The organism is Neisseria sp. GT4A_CT1, assembly GCF_000227275.1.
Classification (GTDB): domain Bacteria; phylum Pseudomonadota; class Gammaproteobacteria; order Burkholderiales; family Neisseriaceae; genus Neisseria.
In genome coordinates this window covers 137,099-153,165 of sequence record NZ_JH164969.1, presented here as the reverse complement: position 1 = coordinate 153,165, position 16,067 = coordinate 137,099, and the positions used below count along the sequence as shown (strand labels likewise).

Below are 16,067 nucleotides of genomic sequence, written 5' to 3'. Positions count from 1 at the left end.
CAAAAAAATGGGATTTTTTTATCAATTAACTGAAAACCTAAAATGTACTCGATCGAACAATTCCCTCCCGAAGCAGACCTCGAAACGGTCCCTGTCTTGAAAAAACTGAATTCCGCCCATCGTTATCTGGCTGAATTAAAAGGTATCTGCCGCAGCATTCCCAACCAAGGCATTCTGATTAACATGCTGTCTTTGCAGGAAGCCAAAGACAGTTCCGAAATCGAAAATATCATTACCACCCATGACGAACTGTTCCGTGCAGGAATATCAGCAAGCCAGTCTAGTCCTGCCATCAAAGAAGTGCAGAATTATGCTTCAGCACTGCATTGCGGCTTCGACCTTATCCAAAAACACGGAATGCTGACCAACAATCATATTTTGACAATACAAGCCGAGTTGGAAAAGAACCGTGCCGGATTCCGTAAACAGTCGGGGACGATGCTGAGAAACGACCGTACCGGCGAAACCGTCTATACGCCGCCGCAACATACGAATGACATCATTCGCCTGATGAGCAGATTGGAAGTATTTATCAACGACGACAACACGGAAAAACCTATCGATCCGCTGATCCGCATGGCGCTGCTCCACCACCAGTTTGAAAGCATTCACCCGTTTTACGACGGCAACGGCAGAACAGGCAGGATTATCAATGTGCTGTATCTGGTTTTAACCGGATTGCCGGATATTCCCGTCTTATACCTCAGCCGCTATCTGGTGCGGAACAAAAGCGAATATTACCGCCTGCTGCAACATGTACGCGATACGGGTGAATGGGAAGGCTGGTTGCTGTATATGCTGGAAGCCGTGGAACAAACCGCCAAGGACGGCATCGATACCGTGCAGCACATCCATCAAGCTATGCTGGACTACAAACACCGCATCAGGCAAAACTTCAGCTTCTACAGCCAAGACCTGATTAACCACCTGTTCAACCATCCCTACACAAAAATCGATTTCCTGATGAAAACGCTGAACGTTTCCCGCCCCAGTGCCGCCAAATATCTGAACGAACTGACGGAAGGCGGATTCCTGCATAAAGAAAACATAGGCAGAAGCAACTACTATATTAATATCGCGCTGATGGATATTTTATTACCAACCAATTGATAAAATTAGAAATTTATTTAAATATTAAATCAATATATTACTTATCTCATACCCGCTGGTTTACCCATACAAACAGGCGTATAGTTCCAAATATTACAAATCCATCATCACAACCCAAGGAGTCCAAACCATGAAACCTGTTTTGTTTGCCGCGTTGATTTCCTGTTTTTCCGTTGCTGCGTATGCGGCTTGTACCGACAGCCAGCAGCAATGTGTGATTTATAAAAACGGTAATGTCGCGGCTGAAGGCGGCTGTTCGGTCAACAAGTGTCAGAATGCCGATGCGCAGGTGTTGAAATGGAAGCTGAAAAACGGCAAGGGCGTAACCGTGGAAATCGGGAAAAATGGCAAGGTTTTGGTGAACAAAAAACCGGGAGCGAAGGCGAGCAACAGCAACGCGGCGGGCATGGGCTTGACGTGTTATGCCGCCGATGCGGACAAGCGTGAACAGTTCTGCTCGACCAATTATTAATGCAGGATTGGCATGAAAAAGGTCGTCTGAAACCTGAATCGGTTTTCAGACGACCTTTTGTTTGAGCGTATCGCTATCAGCGTTTGACGCCGCTGAGCCTTGCCCAGCCTTCGTCGATTTCGGCGGGTTCGATGTCGAACCATTGGCGGTAAATGCCGCTGAGTTCTTCAACTTGTTCGTCCAGTAAACCGGACAACACGATGCGGCCGCCCTGTTTGGTGCGGGCGGCGAGCATTTCGCCGAGCATGCGCAGGGGATTGGCGAGGATGTTGGCGACGACGATGTCGAATTGTCCTTGCGGCAAACCGTCGGGCAGGTAGAACTGTGCATCGACGTTGTTTTGTGCGGCGTTGTCCTTGCTGGCGCGGATGGCTTGTTCGTCAATATCGACGCCGACGGCAGAACCTGCGCCAAGCTTGAGGGCGGCGATGGTCAGGATGCCGGAGCCGCAGCCGTAGTCGAGGACGCTTTCGCCGCCTTTGAGTTGTGTGTCCAGCCACTTGAGGCAGAGGCGGGTGGTCGGATGGCTGCCGGTACCGAAGGCAAGGCCGGGGTCGAGCTGGAGGTTGACGGCGTTGCTGTTGGGCGCTTCGTGCCAAGAGGGGGTAATCCACAGGCGCTCGGAAATTTGGATGGGATCGAACTGCGCTTGTGTCAGGCGCACCCAGTCTTGGTCGGCAAGGATTTCGCTGGTGTATGCCAAGTCTTTCAACCCGCATGCTTGGCTGGCGGCTTGAATCATGGCTGCGGCATCGTCGTTTTCGCCGAACAAGGCGATGACTTTGCTTTGCTGCCAGATTTGTTCGGTCGGCATACCGGGTTCGCCGAAGATGGCTTGTTCGTTTTCGGTGCCTGCGTAGGCGTCTTCGATGGCGGCGGAGAGTGCGCCGTTTTCCATCAGGGCGTCGGCGAGGCGTTCGGCGACGGCGTCGTTGACGTTGATGGTGATTTGTTGATAGGACATGGTGGGCTTTCTCGGTGGGGTCGTCTGAAATTAGGAAATGGCGGTCAAATACGCGATGTTGGTCGTTTGCGGTATGTTTGGACTATGGGTGTAACAGCGGACCACTTACTTCGGATTGAATCGTTTTTCTGCCTGAACACGGATTCTTTATTGCACCGAAATGGCGGCAGATAGGTTGATTCAATCATATAGCAAACATACTTAACTTTAAACACAGCATGTCATCAAATTCCGTCATTCCCGCGCAGGCGGGAATCCATCGTAAAACTTGAGAAACCTTGATTTGAAAAACAGTTTCTGAATTTCAAAAATGGATTCCTGCCGTAGCCTGTCCTCGCGTAGGCGGGGGTGGGAATGACGGCAATCGGTAAGTTGCGTATCGAAAATAAAGTCATTTAGCTATATTCTAGGCTTGTCGGCAATCGCGGATGTATGCTCGAAATCAGGTTTCAATTTGTCTGAAAAAAGGTCGTCTGAAAGCCATATGGTTTTTCAGACGACCTTCGACTATCCAAGCGGGACGAGTTTATTTGTCCTGTTTGGCTTTGCGTTCTTCCAGCCAGTGTTCCAGATAGTGGATGCTGACGCCGCCTTTTTCAAAACCGGGGTCGCTGAACAAATCGCGGTGCAGCGGGGTATTGGTTTTGATGCCGGTCACGGCAAGCTCGGCGAGGGCGACGCGCATTTTTGCCATTGCCTGCTCGCGGGTTTTGCCGATGACGCAGACTTTACCGATCAGGCTGTCGTAGTACGGCGGGATGCGGTAGCCTTGGTAAATATGGCTGTCCACGCGGATGCCGAAGCCGCCGGGCAGATGGCAGCTTTCAATCAGGCCGGGGCTGGGGATGAAGTTGTACGGGTCTTCGGCATTGATTCGGCACTCGAAAGCATGGCCTTCGATGTGGATGTCTTTTTGCCTGTATTGCAAAGGCAGGCCGCCGGCAATGCGGATTTGTTCCTGTACGATGTCTACGCCGGTAATCAGCTCGGTAACGGGGTGTTCGACTTGGACGCGGGTGTTCATTTCGATAAAGAAGAATTCGCCGTTTTCATACAGGAATTCAAACGTACCTGCGCCACGGTAGCCGATGCGTTTGCAGGCGTCGGTACAGGCTTTGCCGATTTTTTCGCGGGCTTTTTCGTCGATGAAGGGCGCGGGGGCTTCTTCGATGACTTTTTGGTGGCGGCGCTGCATGGAGCAATCGCGCTCGGCAAGGTAGATGGCGTTGCCGTGTTCGTCGGCGAGCACTTGGATTTCGACGTGGCGCGGGCGTTGCAGGTAGCGTTCCATATAGACCATCGGGTTGCCGAACGCCGCGCCTGCTTCGGCTTTGGTCATTTCGACGGATTTGATGAGGTCTTCTTTTTTCTCGACCACGCGCATACCGCGTCCGCCGCCGCCGCCCGATGCTTTGATAATCACGGGATAACCGACTTTATCGGCGGTTTTGAGGATTTCGGCGGGATCGTCGGACAGGGCGCCGTCCGAACCGGGAACGCAAGGTACGCCCGCTTCAATCATCGCGTGTTTCGCGGAAACTTTGTCGCCCATCAGGCGGATGGTTTCGGCGCGTGGGCCGATGAAGATGAAGCCGGATTGTTCGACTTGTTCGGCAAAATTGGCATTTTCGGCAAGGAAGCCGTAGCCCGGGTGGATGGCATCCGCGCCGGTAACTTCTGCGGCGGCAATGATGGCGGGAATATTGAGATAGCTTTGTGCGGAAGCGGCAGGGCCGATGCACACGGATTCGTCGGCAAGTTTGACGTGCAGACTGTCTTTGTCGGCTTCGGAATGCACGGCGACGGTGGCGATGCCCATTTCGCGGCAGGCACGCAGGACGCGCAGCGCGATTTCGCCTCGGTTGGCGATTAATACTTTTTTCAGCATGATGACCTTTCCTGTGGTTTCAGACGACCTGCTTGTTACCTTTTGCCCAACGCATTGCGGATTTTTTCATCGGTCTTGTATTGGCTTAACGCGTACACCGCCCACATGGCGGCAGGAATCCAGCCGATTAAGGTGAATTGGAGAATCAGGCAGATGATGCCCGCAATCGGACGGCCGATGGTGAAGAATACGGCGAAGGGCAGGAAGATGGCTAACAGCAGGCGCATGGTGGAAATCCTGAGTTGGAAAGCATTTCAGACGACCTGCCCGCAATCCGGAAGGTCGTCTGAAAACGAATTATTCGATGATGAAGAGCGGCTCGCCAAATTCCACAGGCGTACCGTTTTCCACCAGAATTTCTTTAACCGTGCCGGATTTCTCGGCTTCGATTTCGTTCATCAACTTCATCGCTTCGATGATACACAATGTATCGCCGGCTTTGACTTGCTGACCAACTTCGACGAAAGCGGCGGCATTCGGGCCGGGCGCGCGGTAGAACGTACCGACCATAGGCGATTTTTGCGCGTTGGACAGGTCGCGGGCGGCTGGGGCTGCGGGAGCGGGGGCTGCTGCGGCGGCAGGCGCGGCGGCGGGTGCAGGGGCAGGCACCGCTACTTGGGCGGGCGCTGCATAAACGGGAGCCGGAGCGGCGGTGGCGCGGGTGATGCGGACTTTTTCCTCGCCTTCGGTCACTTCGATTTCGGCGATACCTGATTCTTCTACTAAATCAATCAGTTTTTTTAATTTGCGCAAATCCATTTTCGTTCCTTTACGATACGGCCCAAATGTCGTGAAGCGGCCGTGTTTGTTGCGTGATATTTCAGAAAACGACCGGCCTGCGGCAACGGCGCAAGCCGGACGGTATTGGGTTGCATAAAGGGCATTCGCAGGAGCAGAAACCCCGTAAATGAATTTGACTATTTTCCCGAACTTGCCGACAAATGTCTAGCAAAATCTCGAAAAAAGGCGGTTTTTGAACAAAACGGGCAAATTCGGAGATTTCGTCCGAATGCGTATTTTTTCAACGAGTGTTTATTCTAATTTGTTGGTTTATGAAGGGAAAAGGTCGTCTGAAAAAAGCCAAAGTGCGTATAATGACCGCCTGACAAAATTTGTAAGCATCAAAATAAGATTATGGACATTTCCGATTTCGATTTCACTCTGCCCGACCGATTAATTGCCCAGCACCCGCCCGAAGTGCGCGGTAGCAGCCGTCTTTTGGTCGCGCTGCCCGATATGCCGCTGCAAGACCGCGTATTCGGCGATTTGCCTGATTATATTGAGGCGGGCGACGTTTTGGTGTTCAACAACACCAAAGTCATGAAAGCGCGGCTGTTCGGGCAAAAAGAGAGCGGCGGAAAAATCGAGGCCTTGATAGAGCGCGTTTTGAACAACCATACCGCACTGGCGCACATCCGTTCGTCCAAATCGCCTAAACCCGGCACGAAGCTGATTTTTGAAGGCGGTATTTGTGCCGTCATGGTTGAGCGTGCGGACGAACTGTTTTGCCTGTGCTTTGAAGGCGGGCAAACCGTTTACGAGCTGCTGGAGCAAAACGGCCATTTGCCGCTGCCGCCTTATATCGAACGCGCTGCCGGCGCGGATGACGACACGCGCTATCAAACCGTCTATGCCAAACATCAGGGCGCGGTCGCGGCGCCGACGGCAGGTTTGCATTTTACAGACGAGCTTTTAGGTCGTCTGAAAGCCAAAGGCGTGGAAACAGCGGAAGTCACCCTGCACGTCGGCGCGGGAACGTTCCAGCCCGTGCGCGTGGACAAAATCGAAGAACACAAAATGCACAGCGAATGGTTTGACGTACCGCCCGAAACCGTCGCCGCCATCGAAGCCGCCCATGCGCGCGGAAACAAAGTTTGGGCAGTCGGCACCACTTCCATGCGCGCCCTCGAATCCGCCGCGCGCGAGACAGGTCGTCTGAAAGCGGGACAGGGCGACACGGATATCTTCATCACGCCAGGCTACCGCTTCCGCGTCATCGACCGCCTGATTACCAATTTCCACCTGCCCAAATCCACGCTTCTGATGCTCGTCAGCGCGTTTTCGGGCATGGAACACATCCGCGCGGTGTACCGCCATGCGGTCGAACATGAATACCGTTTTTTCAGCTACGGGGATGCGATGGTTTTGGGACGCTCGGAACCTTAAAAATCTCTGAAGAAAAACGTCGTCTGAAAACGATTCAGACGACGTTTTTTTTGGGAAGGTTTATAAAGTGGGCAATCTGCAATACATAAAAACCGATTATGCCCAATCCGCCCCACCCTGTTCATACATGCGATTCAAACCTCTGCCGGTTGAAAACCAAATCAAATTCATAGCCTTCCAGCACTTCCCTGATTTGCTTGACTTCTTCAGGCATCAGCACGACTTCTGTATATTGTGAAATATATTCGGCAAAATCAGAGTCTTCCGTAACATTGTCCGGCATCATGGTTTGAAATTGGCAATTACCCGGAAAAACCACCACCGAAGAAAACGCCCGCGTCGGCAGGTGGAGCTTCTCGGACAAAATCCGAATGTATTGCTGGTTTTTCAACAAAGGGTTGGGGAACAGCGTTTTGCTTTTATGAAACTTCTGCGTCCACATCCCATTGCCGTCGTCGCCCCAAATCCTGCCCTGATAATTCGGCGTGGCAACCACGAAAATCCCGAAACAGGATACATAAACATAATCAATCTGTTCATGCTGCCCGTCCCGATAAATATCCAAGCCGCGAAACTCATGATAGACAGATTCGTCCAAGCTGCAATCCGCACGAACATTGACGGCGAAACGGCTGATAAATTGTTTGACAGGCGTATTTTTAGACAGGCAGGTTGCCAGCACAAATGCCGCTGCACAGCCCGTCAGCACAAGACCGCCCGAAGACAGAAAGTCGGTATCCATAAATGATATTTTCCCGCAAATACTGCCGCTCCTGCATGAACAGCACTCCCCATACCCCATACAGACGGCAAAAATGTTATTTTTTATAATGTATTAGCTTATTTATAATGCTAATGTAATTTTTTATGATTATAACGCAATTTATATTATTTACAATAAAAAATACCATTTGTATAAAATTTACACCGCTTATCATTTTTTGAATCAGTCATTCTTCAGACTGACATTGCCTGACCGTTTCCATCCCTTCACTTTCCAAATCCAAAAAATCTCCTGATTATTCAATCTCAAGCATTCATCATAAATTAATCTAAAACCGACGCGCAAACCTTCAAAACCCAATCCCGCTACAAAAATAATCTGTGACATCAATCCGCCACCCCCCTTTAAGTGTCGGCAAAATATCACACTCTCCGACAGCCCTTCCCTGCCTCTGTTTTCAGACGACCCCAATAATATTTCCAACCTCCCGACACAGTTCCCAAATACGACACCGCCGATAACACTTTGTATAGAAATAGTTTCTTTGGTTTTTATAAACAAAAAAATAAAATGAGAACCTTTATCCACATTCCAAAAACATATTCACCCGATTCGGTTACTTTCTCAAAAGCCGGCGAAACAACAATTATTTACGATAAATTTTAACGGACATACTCCTTTTTCACGTTGCTTGCTTTATACTTACCCGATATAAACGGTTGAATTTACGGATAAACGCAAAAAGAATCAAACTCATTTTGCCCTACCGTTTCAGCCCCTAAAAACCAATCTTACTGATAAAGAAAGCCTCACTATGGAAACCAAACGTCTCTCTTCCCTTCTCAAACTCATCGCCAACCCCGACCGCATGACCATTTTGTTCATGCTGATGGACAGCGAACGCAGCATCGCCGAATTATCCGAAGCGCTCGGACAGCCTGCGACCGCCGTTTCCAACCATCTCGCGCGCCTGCGCTCCGAAGGTCTGATCGATTTCACCCGCTACCACCGCATCATCGAATACCGTCTGGTATCCGAAGAAGCCGCCGTCATCCTCGATACGTTGCGCAATTTGGAAAACCGTAAAGCCGCCTAAAGGCTGTTGAGCCTTGTTTTCTCAAACGGATTTTTGTTTCAAAACCGGCAGCCGCCCCAATCCCCTGATGATACAATAGCGTCCCGTTTACCCAACAAAGCGGTTTTCATGAACCGCTTTTGTTTTGTCCTTATTTTTCCCGAAAAGCCCGAAACGCTTTTCAGACGACCCTCACACACGGAATCCGCATGAAAATCACCACTTGGAACGTCAATTCCCTCAACGTGCGCCTGCCGCAGGTGCAAAACTGGCTTGCCGACCATCAGCCCGATGTCCTTGTTTTGCAAGAACTCAAGCTAGACCAAGACAAATTTCCCGCCGCCGCCCTGCAAATGATGGGTTGGCACAGCGCTTGGAGCGGACAAAAAACCTACAATGGCGTCGCCATCATCAGTCGCAGCGAACCGCAAGACGTACACATCGGTCTGCCCGCCCTGCCCGACGACCCGCAACGCCGCGTCATCGCCGCAACCGTCAACGGCGTGCGCATCATCAATGTCTATTGCGTCAACGGCGAAGCCCTCGACAGTCCGAAATTCCAATATAAAGAACAATGGTTTGCCGCTTTGACTGAATTTGTCCGCGACGAAATGACCCGCCACGAAAAACTGGTCTTGCTCGGCGACTTCAATATCGCGCCCGCCGATGCCGACTGCTACGACCCCGAAAAATGGCATGAAAAAATCCACTGCTCATCCATCGAGAGACAGTGGTTCAAAAACCTGTTGGATTTAGGCTTAACCGACAGCCTGCGCCAAATCCACCCCGAAGGCGCGTTTTACACTTGGTTTGACTATCGCGGCGCGATGTTCCAACGCAAACTCGGACTGCGCATCGACCACCAGCTTATCAGCCCCGCCCTGTCTGCCGTGTTGAAAGACGTTTATGTCGATTTGGACGCGCGCGCGCAAGAACGCCCCAGCGACCATGCGCCGGTTGTGGCTGAATTTGATTTGTAAGGTGTAATCTTTAAAAAAGGTCGTCTGAAAACCTTATTTTTGGTTTTTCAGACGACCTTTTGCTATTTGCTTCTAACTCGAAGCCGACTCTATAGTGGATTAAATTTAAACCAGTACGGCGTTGCCTCGCCTTGCCGTACTATTTGTACTGTCTGCGGCTTCGTCGCCTTGTCCTGATTTAAATTTAATCCACTATATATCCTGCCGCTAGTCCAACGTTCCACCTACTATCCATGCACCCAGTTCTTCCTTCAAAGGCAAAGCGTTCAAGCGTTGCAAGGTCGTCTGAAATTCGGCGAACGGTATCGGTTCCGAACCGAAACGATGCATATGCAGGGTATCTTGCTGACAGTCAATCAACTCAATACCCAGTCCTGCAAGAAACGGGACGGCTCGCGCGAAGGCGATTTTGGAGGCATCCGGCTCAAGGGCAAACATGGATTCTCCGTAAAACACCCTTCCGATTTGTACGCCGTAAAAGCCACCCGCCAGTTTCAGACGACCTGTTTCATCAGGATAAAAACATTCAAACGAATGCGCATGACCCAAGCGGTGCAGCTCGGTATAAGCGGCTTGGAATTCGGGAACAATCCATGTGCCGTCCTGACCGGGGCGCGGAAAGGCGGCGCAATGCGCAATGACGGCTTCGAAGCATTGGTTAACCGTTACCCGATAGGGTTTGTTGCGCAAGGTTTTCGCCAACGAACGCCCGATATGCAGATTTTCAGGCACGATGACGGCGCGCGGATCTATGGTATGCCAAAAAAACCAGCCGTCTTCGCTGAACCACGGAAAAATCCCCTGCCGATACGCCGACAGCAGCCGTCCCGTATCCAAATCGCGGCTGATACCGACCAAGCCGTCGCATTCTTCCAGCACATAAAACGGATCGGGAAAAGTATAATCATTAGGGTAAAGCAAGGGGATACTCATTAAAAATCCTAAGGTATAGTGGATTAACTTTAAACCGGTACGGCGTTGCCTCGCCTTAGCTCAAAGAGAACGATTCTCTAAGGTGCTGAAGCACCAAGTGAATCGGCTCCGTACTATCTGTACTGTCTGCGGCTTCGTCGCCTTGTCCTGATTTAAATTTAATCCACTATATTATTCTGATTTGCAGCGGCATGATGTTCATGTTCCGCAAAAAATTTCAGACGACCCCAAATTCTCATCCGAGGTCGTCTGAACATGAAGCATTTTAAAACGGGAATCAGCGTTTGCTCTTCGCTTGGCATTCGCCGCACACGCCGTACATATAAAGCGCATGGTCAACGATGCGGTAGCCGTTTTCTTCCGCGATTTTGTCTTGTAAGGCTTCGATTTCGGGATTGTGGAATTCCGTTACCTCGCCGCATTTCACGCAGACGATATGGTCGTGGTGGTCGCCTTTGTCCAATTCGTAAACCGCCTTGCCGGTTTCAAAATGGTGGCGCTGCAAAATGCCTGCCTGCTCGAACTGGGTCAACACGCGGTAAATCGTCGCTACGCCGATTTCCACACCCTCTTCCAGCAAAATACGGTACACATCTTCGGCACTCAAATGCTCTTCAGCATGCGACTCGAACAAATCCAAGATTTTCAAACGCGGACCGGTAACCTTCAAACCGCTGTCTTTCAATTGCGCAATATTGCTGAATTTTTCCATAATATTCAATATCCCTGTAAAGTAATAGACGTTATAATACGCAATTTCAGCCCACTTGCCCACTATTACGCTATAGCGGTTTGCAATAAAACCACAAGTCCTATTTGCATACAAACGATAGTTGGCTGAAATTATAATCAAAGAGATGATTATCGTTTGCTTTTTCAAAAAATTCAAGCAATGATACCCTTCCACCCGAATTCGAACAGAAAGGCATATCCGTGAACAAACCCCTCTGTCTTGCCCTCGCCGCCCTCATCGGACTTTCCGCATGCAGCGCCGAACGCGTTTCCCTGTTCCCCTCTTACAAACTCAAAGTCATCCAAGGCAACGAACTTGATCCCCGAGCCGTCGTCTCCCTCCAAGCAGGCATGAGCCGCGACCAAGTCCAACTCCTGCTCGGCACCCCGCTGCTGCGCGACGCATTCCATGCCGACCGTTGGGACTACACCTTCAATACCAGCCGCAACGGCATCATCAAAGACCGCAGCAACCTCACCGTTTATTTTGAAAACGACGTCCTTGTCCGCGCAGAAGGCGATGCCATCCAAAAATCCATCGAAACCCTCCAAGCCGAACAAAAAGCAGCCCAAACTGCACAATAATCATTAAGGAAACCGCATGAGCGCATTGAAAATCGCCATCGCCGGCGTCAACGGCCGCATGGGGCGCGTACTGGTTGAAGCCGTCAACAACCATCCCGACACCGTCCTCTCCGGCGCACTCGAACATTCAGGCTCCGAAGTCTTAGGCTTGGATGCAGGTTTCGCCTCCGGCATCAAAACCGGCATCGCCATTTCAGACGACGTTGACGCCGTCCTCGCCCAAAGCGACGTACTCATCGACTTCACCCGCCCCGAGCCGACCCTCAAACACCTGCAAAAATGCGTTGAAAAAGGCGTCAACATCATCATCGGCACCACCGGCTTCGACGACGCAGGCAAAGCCGCCATCCGAGCCGCAGGCGAAAAAACAGGCGTCGTCTTCGCCGCCAACTTCAGCGTCGGCGTCAACCTCACCTTCCACATCCTCGACACCGTCGCCCGCGTCCTCAACGAAGGCTACGACATCGAAATCATCGAAGGCCACCACCGCCACAAAGTCGACGCACCCAGCGGCACCGCCCTGCGCATGGGCGAAGTCATCGCCGACGCGCTCGGCCGCGACCTCAAACAATGCGCCGTTTACGGCCGCGAAGGCCACACCGGCCCGCGCGATCCGTCCACCATCGGCTTTGCCACCGTCCGCGCAGGCGACATCGTCGGCGACCACACCGCCCTCTTCGCCACCGACGGCGAACGCGTCGAAATCACCCACAAAGCCAGCAGCCGCATGACCTTCGCCGCCGGCGCCGTCCGCGCCGCAGTTTGGGTCAACGGCAAAACAGGTTTATACGATATGCAGGACGTTTTGGGATTGAAAAACCGCTAAAGCCGTTTTCATCCGCATGACACAAAAAGGTCGTCTGAAAAATGTTTTTCAGACGACCTTTTGATTATTGATTGAAGACTGAACCGACCACCGCAGCTTATTGCTTACGCCTATCCCACCAAGCGAATAAGTTGCCCAAGACGGTTCCTGATACGGAGTGCCAGACGCAGGCGACGGCGGTGGCGACGGCGGATTCGGCGTTACCCGGGAAGAATTTGGCGCTCAGACCCGTGGCTAGACCGGCGTTTTGTACGCCGACTTCGATAGCGATGGTACGTTTTTTGGCGGTGTTCATACCGGTTAGCGCGCCGCTGTAATAGCCGAGGATGTAGCCGCCGATATTGTGTGCGGCAATGGCGAGCACCATAACTAAGGCAGATTCGGCAAAACGGTGGCCGTGGACGGCGGCAACACCGCCGACAATACAGGCAAAGGCGGCAACGGCAACGGCGGGCATGATGGCGCGAACATCTTCAAACCAGTGTTTTTTGTGCAGCAACATATTGGCGGCAGAGCCGATAACGACAGGCAACAGGGTAACGAGCAACATAAACTTGAACATGCCCCAGCCGTCCATTTCGACGGTTTGTCCCACGAGGTAAGTCATCCACAGCGGCGTCATAACGGGGGCGAGGACGGTAGAGACGGTGGTCATGCCGACTGAGAAGGCAACATCGCCTTTGGCAAGGAAACTCATGATGTTGGACGAAACCCCGCCCGGGCAAGTACCGACCAAAACCAGACCCAGCGTCAATCCGGGCGAAAGGTTGAAGGCTTTGGCGATACCGATGGCGAGCAGCGGCATAATGGTGTATTGGGCAACTGCGCCGATGAAAATATCGAGCGGGCGTTTAGCCAAAATTTGATAGTCTTCTTTGCCTAGAGTCATGCCCATGCCGAGCATAATGATGCCGAGTACGACGACTTGCGTATCGCCTTTTACCCATGAAAAAGTCGCGGGCTCGATAAAGGCGACGATAGAAGCAAGGACGATAATCAGGGCGGTAAATCGGGTCATTTGCCGGCTGACGGCGGTCAGAAAGTTCATAGTTTGCTCCTTTGTAGGTTGTTATGTATGACAGCGATTGCCATAATTTAACGGATATTAACTTTTCTATGCAACTCTGGCAACGATAGCGGAAACAATCGGCAATTGAATAAATAAATGAATAGTCAGCACTATATTGCTGCTTGTCTCTTACTGACAGAATCTAAATTTTCAGACGACCCCATCCAGATACCAAGCAGCTCTTTGACACATATTGCGGCAATTCACGCCCTCTCATTTGTTTTTAAACCATTACAGTAGGCAATCCCGCCCTCTCATTTGTTTTTAAACCATTACAGTAGGCAATCCCGCCCTGCTACGCAGGATTTGTTACAATGTGCCTTTCTTTTTGTACTGCTCATCCATTATGACTGATTCCCAACCAAGCACTATGCAGCGGATTTTTTCGCGCAATATGTTGATTTGTATTTTTACGGGCTTCACATCGGGGTTGCCGCTTTATTTCCTGATTAACCTGATTCCTGCTTGGCTGCGCACCGAAAACATCGACCTGAAAACCATCGGTCTGATGTCTTTAATCGGTCTGCCGTTTACTTGGAAATTTATCTGGTCGCCCGTAATGGATGCCGTGCGCCCACCCTTTCTCGGCCGCCGACGCGGTTGGATGCTGGTTACGCAAATCGGTCTGCTGCTGACCCTTGCTGCTTACGCATTCCTCAATCCGCACCAACACCTGCCCATCATCGTCGGCCTCTCCGTTGCCGTTGCTTTTTTTTCCGCCAGTCAGGATATCGTACTGGACGCCTTCCGCCGAGAAATCCTATCGGACAAAGAACTGGGTCTAGGCAACTCCATCCATGTCAATGCCTACCGCGTCGCCGCCCTCGTTCCCGGCTCGTTGAGCCTGATTTTGGCCGACATTATGCCGTGGAACAGCGTCTTCCTCATTACCTCCCTATTCATGCTGCCCGGTCTATTGATGACGCTGCTTCTTGCCCAAGAACCAAACATGCCGCCCACTGCACCGCGAACGCTGACTCAAACCGTAGTTGAACCGTTTCAAGAATTTTTCTCTCGCAAAGGCACAAAACAAGCCATCTTGGTGCTGTTATTCATCTTCCTGTACAAACTCGGCGACAGCATGGCCACTGCACTGGCTACTCCGTTTTATCTCGACATGGGTTTCAGCAAAACCGACATCGGTCTGATTGCCAAAAACGCCGGTCTCTGGCCCGCCGTCATCGCCGGCATACTCGGCGGTATCTGGATGCTGAAACTCGGCGTCAACAAAGCCCTGTGGCTCTTCGGCGTCGTACAGCTCGTTACTATCCTGGGCTTTGCCTGGCTGGCCGGCTTCGGCAAATTCGGTATCATTACCCTGACCGAAAAAACAATGCTCGCAGGCATTATCAGCGCGGAGGCATTCGGTGTCGGATTGGGTACTGCCGCCTTTGTAGCCTACATGGCGCGCGAAACCAATCCAGCCTTTACCGCCACCCAACTTGCTCTGTTTACCAGTTTATCCGCCGTACCGCGCACGTTTATGAACGCATCAGCAGGTTTTCTGATTGAAAAGATGGGCTACGTCAATTTCTTCTGGCTGTGTTTTATATTGGGGATTCCTGGGATGTTGCTGCTATTTAAAGTTGCGCCTTGGAACGGAGATAAAAAAGGACAATCTGCTTAAATATGCCACCAAAACCACGAGGTCGTCTGAAAACCAATGTATCCGGTTTCAGACGACCTTTTTTACAACGTTGCAAATCAAGAATAGAGAAAACAGTCAAGCAAATATAGTGGATTAACTTTAAACCGGTACGGCGTTGCCTCGCCTTAGCTCAAAGAGAACGATTCTCTAAGGTGCTGAAGCACCAAGTGAATCGGTTCCGTACTATCTGTACTGTCTGCGGCTTCGTCGCCTTGTCCTGATTTAAATTTAATCCACTATACAAGACGGCAAACCGCAGATATGCTGGACTGTCGTAGATTCAAATACAAACAAGCTACGAGCTGCCATTTCTACACAGATATTTCCACTTCAGTTTACCCTTGCCCAACTTTCTCCATAACGCTACCGCCCTTCTGCAAATAGTTTTTAGTTTTGCTTGATACCCGCCGTCTTATATCGACAATATGAGACCTTTGCAAAAAAGCCCTCCTCCCGACAACCGAAACCTCAACACAGTTTTTCGTCTATTTCCGCCCCAATCACTCCTTAATTCTACCCCAATACCCCCTTAATCCTCCCCGGATACCCCATAATCAGGCATCCGGGCCGCCTTTTAGGCGGCAACAGGCACACTTAGCCTGTTAGCCGCTTTCAACAGGTTCAAACACATCGCCTTCAGATGACTTTGCGCACTCACTTTACACAGACCAAAATAGGCTGCCCGGGCGTAGCGGAATTTACGGTGCAGCGTACCGAAGCTTTGTTCGACCACATAACGGGTCTTCGATAAATATCGGTTGCGTTTGGTTTGCGCTTCCGTCAGCGGACGGTTGCGTTGGGCTTTGCGCATAATGCCGTCTAACAACTGATGCTCTTTCAGATGTTGCCGGTTTTCCTTGCTGTCGTAGCCTTTGTCGGCATAGACGGTCGTACC

At 51.1% G+C, this 16,067-nt stretch carries 17 protein-coding genes; 8 read left to right on the top strand and 9 right to left on the bottom strand.

The genetic code is table 11. The features are described from left to right. Positions 1-42: 42 nt before the first annotated feature. Together HMPREF1028_RS10785 and HMPREF1028_RS10780 are read left to right on the top strand one after the other, a co-directional pair. The gene (locus HMPREF1028_RS10785) at positions 43-1,110 is read left to right on the top strand and encodes a Fic family protein (protein ID WP_009312779.1); all 1,068 of its coding nucleotides are present in this window, start codon (positions 43-45) and stop codon (positions 1,108-1,110) included. Positions 1,111-1,240: 130 nt separating this feature from the next. After that, a complete protein-coding gene (locus HMPREF1028_RS10780; RefSeq protein ID WP_009312778.1) occupies positions 1,241-1,582 on the top strand; it encodes a hypothetical protein in 342 nt (113 codons plus the stop codon). Positions 1,583-1,658: 76 nt separating this feature from the next. Here HMPREF1028_RS10780 and prmA read toward each other — a convergent pair whose 3' ends face one another. From prmA to accB, 4 genes are all read right to left on the bottom strand, one after another. Continuing rightward, the gene (gene prmA, locus HMPREF1028_RS10775; RefSeq protein ID WP_009312777.1) at positions 1,659-2,546 is read right to left on the bottom strand and encodes a 50S ribosomal protein L11 methyltransferase; all 888 of its coding nucleotides are present in this window, start codon (positions 2,544-2,546) and stop codon (positions 1,659-1,661) included. 526 nt (positions 2,547-3,072) lie between these two features. Next, positions 3,073-4,434, bottom strand: a complete 1,362-nt coding sequence (gene accC, locus HMPREF1028_RS10770; RefSeq protein ID WP_009312776.1) for an acetyl-CoA carboxylase biotin carboxylase subunit — start codon at positions 4,432-4,434, stop codon at positions 3,073-3,075. A gap of 35 nt (positions 4,435-4,469) precedes the next feature. Beyond that, entirely contained in the window at positions 4,470-4,661 is a 192-nt protein-coding gene (locus HMPREF1028_RS10765) for a YqaE/Pmp3 family membrane protein (protein ID WP_003741645.1), read from the bottom strand. Between the two features lie 70 nt (positions 4,662-4,731). Continuing rightward, positions 4,732-5,193, bottom strand: coding sequence for an acetyl-CoA carboxylase biotin carboxyl carrier protein (gene accB, locus HMPREF1028_RS10760; RefSeq protein WP_003757188.1), 462 nt, complete (start codon positions 5,191-5,193; stop codon positions 4,732-4,734). Positions 5,194-5,568: 375 nt separating this feature from the next. Between accB and queA the strand changes: the two genes are divergently transcribed. Further along, a complete protein-coding gene (gene queA / locus HMPREF1028_RS10755) occupies positions 5,569-6,600 on the top strand; it encodes a tRNA preQ1(34) S-adenosylmethionine ribosyltransferase-isomerase QueA (protein WP_009312775.1) in 1,032 nt (343 codons plus the stop codon). Between the two features lie 121 nt (positions 6,601-6,721). Here queA and HMPREF1028_RS10750 read toward each other — a convergent pair whose 3' ends face one another. Beyond that, on the bottom strand, positions 6,722-7,342 hold the full coding sequence (locus tag HMPREF1028_RS10750; protein WP_003780289.1) for a nuclease-related domain-containing protein: 621 nt from the start codon (positions 7,340-7,342) through the stop codon (positions 6,722-6,724). A gap of 796 nt (positions 7,343-8,138) precedes the next feature. On the opposite strand from HMPREF1028_RS10750, the gene HMPREF1028_RS10740 reads away from it, so the two are divergent. Then, on the top strand, positions 8,139-8,420 hold the full coding sequence (locus HMPREF1028_RS10740) for a metalloregulator ArsR/SmtB family transcription factor (protein ID WP_003766347.1): 282 nt from the start codon (positions 8,139-8,141) through the stop codon (positions 8,418-8,420). A 188-nt stretch (positions 8,421-8,608) separates the two neighbouring features. Further along, positions 8,609-9,379 carry an exodeoxyribonuclease III gene (gene xth / locus HMPREF1028_RS10735; RefSeq protein ID WP_009312773.1) on the top strand — a complete coding sequence of 257 codons (771 nt, stop codon included), beginning with the start codon at positions 8,609-8,611 and terminating at the stop codon, positions 9,377-9,379. A 207-nt stretch (positions 9,380-9,586) separates the two neighbouring features. Here xth and aat read toward each other — a convergent pair whose 3' ends face one another. Together aat and fur are read right to left on the bottom strand one after the other, a co-directional pair. Next, complete coding sequence (aat, locus tag HMPREF1028_RS10730; protein ID WP_009312772.1) at positions 9,587-10,312, bottom strand: leucyl/phenylalanyl-tRNA--protein transferase; 726 nt, start codon at positions 10,310-10,312, stop codon at positions 9,587-9,589. A gap of 277 nt (positions 10,313-10,589) precedes the next feature. After that, positions 10,590-11,087 carry a ferric iron uptake transcriptional regulator gene (gene fur, locus HMPREF1028_RS10725; protein WP_083294153.1) on the bottom strand — a complete coding sequence of 166 codons (498 nt, stop codon included), beginning with the start codon at positions 11,085-11,087 and terminating at the stop codon, positions 10,590-10,592. A gap of 158 nt (positions 11,088-11,245) precedes the next feature. Here fur and HMPREF1028_RS10720 point away from each other — a divergent pair, with 158 nt between their 5' ends. Then, positions 11,246-11,629, top strand: a complete 384-nt coding sequence (locus tag HMPREF1028_RS10720) for an outer membrane protein assembly factor BamE (RefSeq protein ID WP_003757199.1) — start codon at positions 11,246-11,248, stop codon at positions 11,627-11,629. Positions 11,630-11,645: 16 nt separating this feature from the next. After that, positions 11,646-12,455, top strand: coding sequence for a 4-hydroxy-tetrahydrodipicolinate reductase (gene dapB, locus HMPREF1028_RS10715; RefSeq protein ID WP_009312771.1), 810 nt, complete (start codon positions 11,646-11,648; stop codon positions 12,453-12,455). 97 nt (positions 12,456-12,552) lie between these two features. Here dapB and HMPREF1028_RS10710 read toward each other — a convergent pair whose 3' ends face one another. After that, complete coding sequence (locus HMPREF1028_RS10710) at positions 12,553-13,503, bottom strand: bile acid:sodium symporter family protein (RefSeq protein WP_009312770.1); 951 nt, start codon at positions 13,501-13,503, stop codon at positions 12,553-12,555. 367 nt (positions 13,504-13,870) lie between these two features. On the opposite strand from HMPREF1028_RS10710, the gene HMPREF1028_RS10705 reads away from it, so the two are divergent. Beyond that, complete coding sequence (locus tag HMPREF1028_RS10705) at positions 13,871-15,151, top strand: AmpG family muropeptide MFS transporter (RefSeq protein ID WP_036529638.1); 1,281 nt, start codon at positions 13,871-13,873, stop codon at positions 15,149-15,151. Between the two features lie 595 nt (positions 15,152-15,746). On the opposite strand, the gene HMPREF1028_RS10700 is transcribed toward HMPREF1028_RS10705, so the two are convergent. After that, positions 15,747-16,067, bottom strand: a 321-nt coding sequence (locus tag HMPREF1028_RS10700) for an IS5/IS1182 family transposase (RefSeq protein ID WP_009312768.1), incomplete at its 5' end; no start/stop codon positions are given.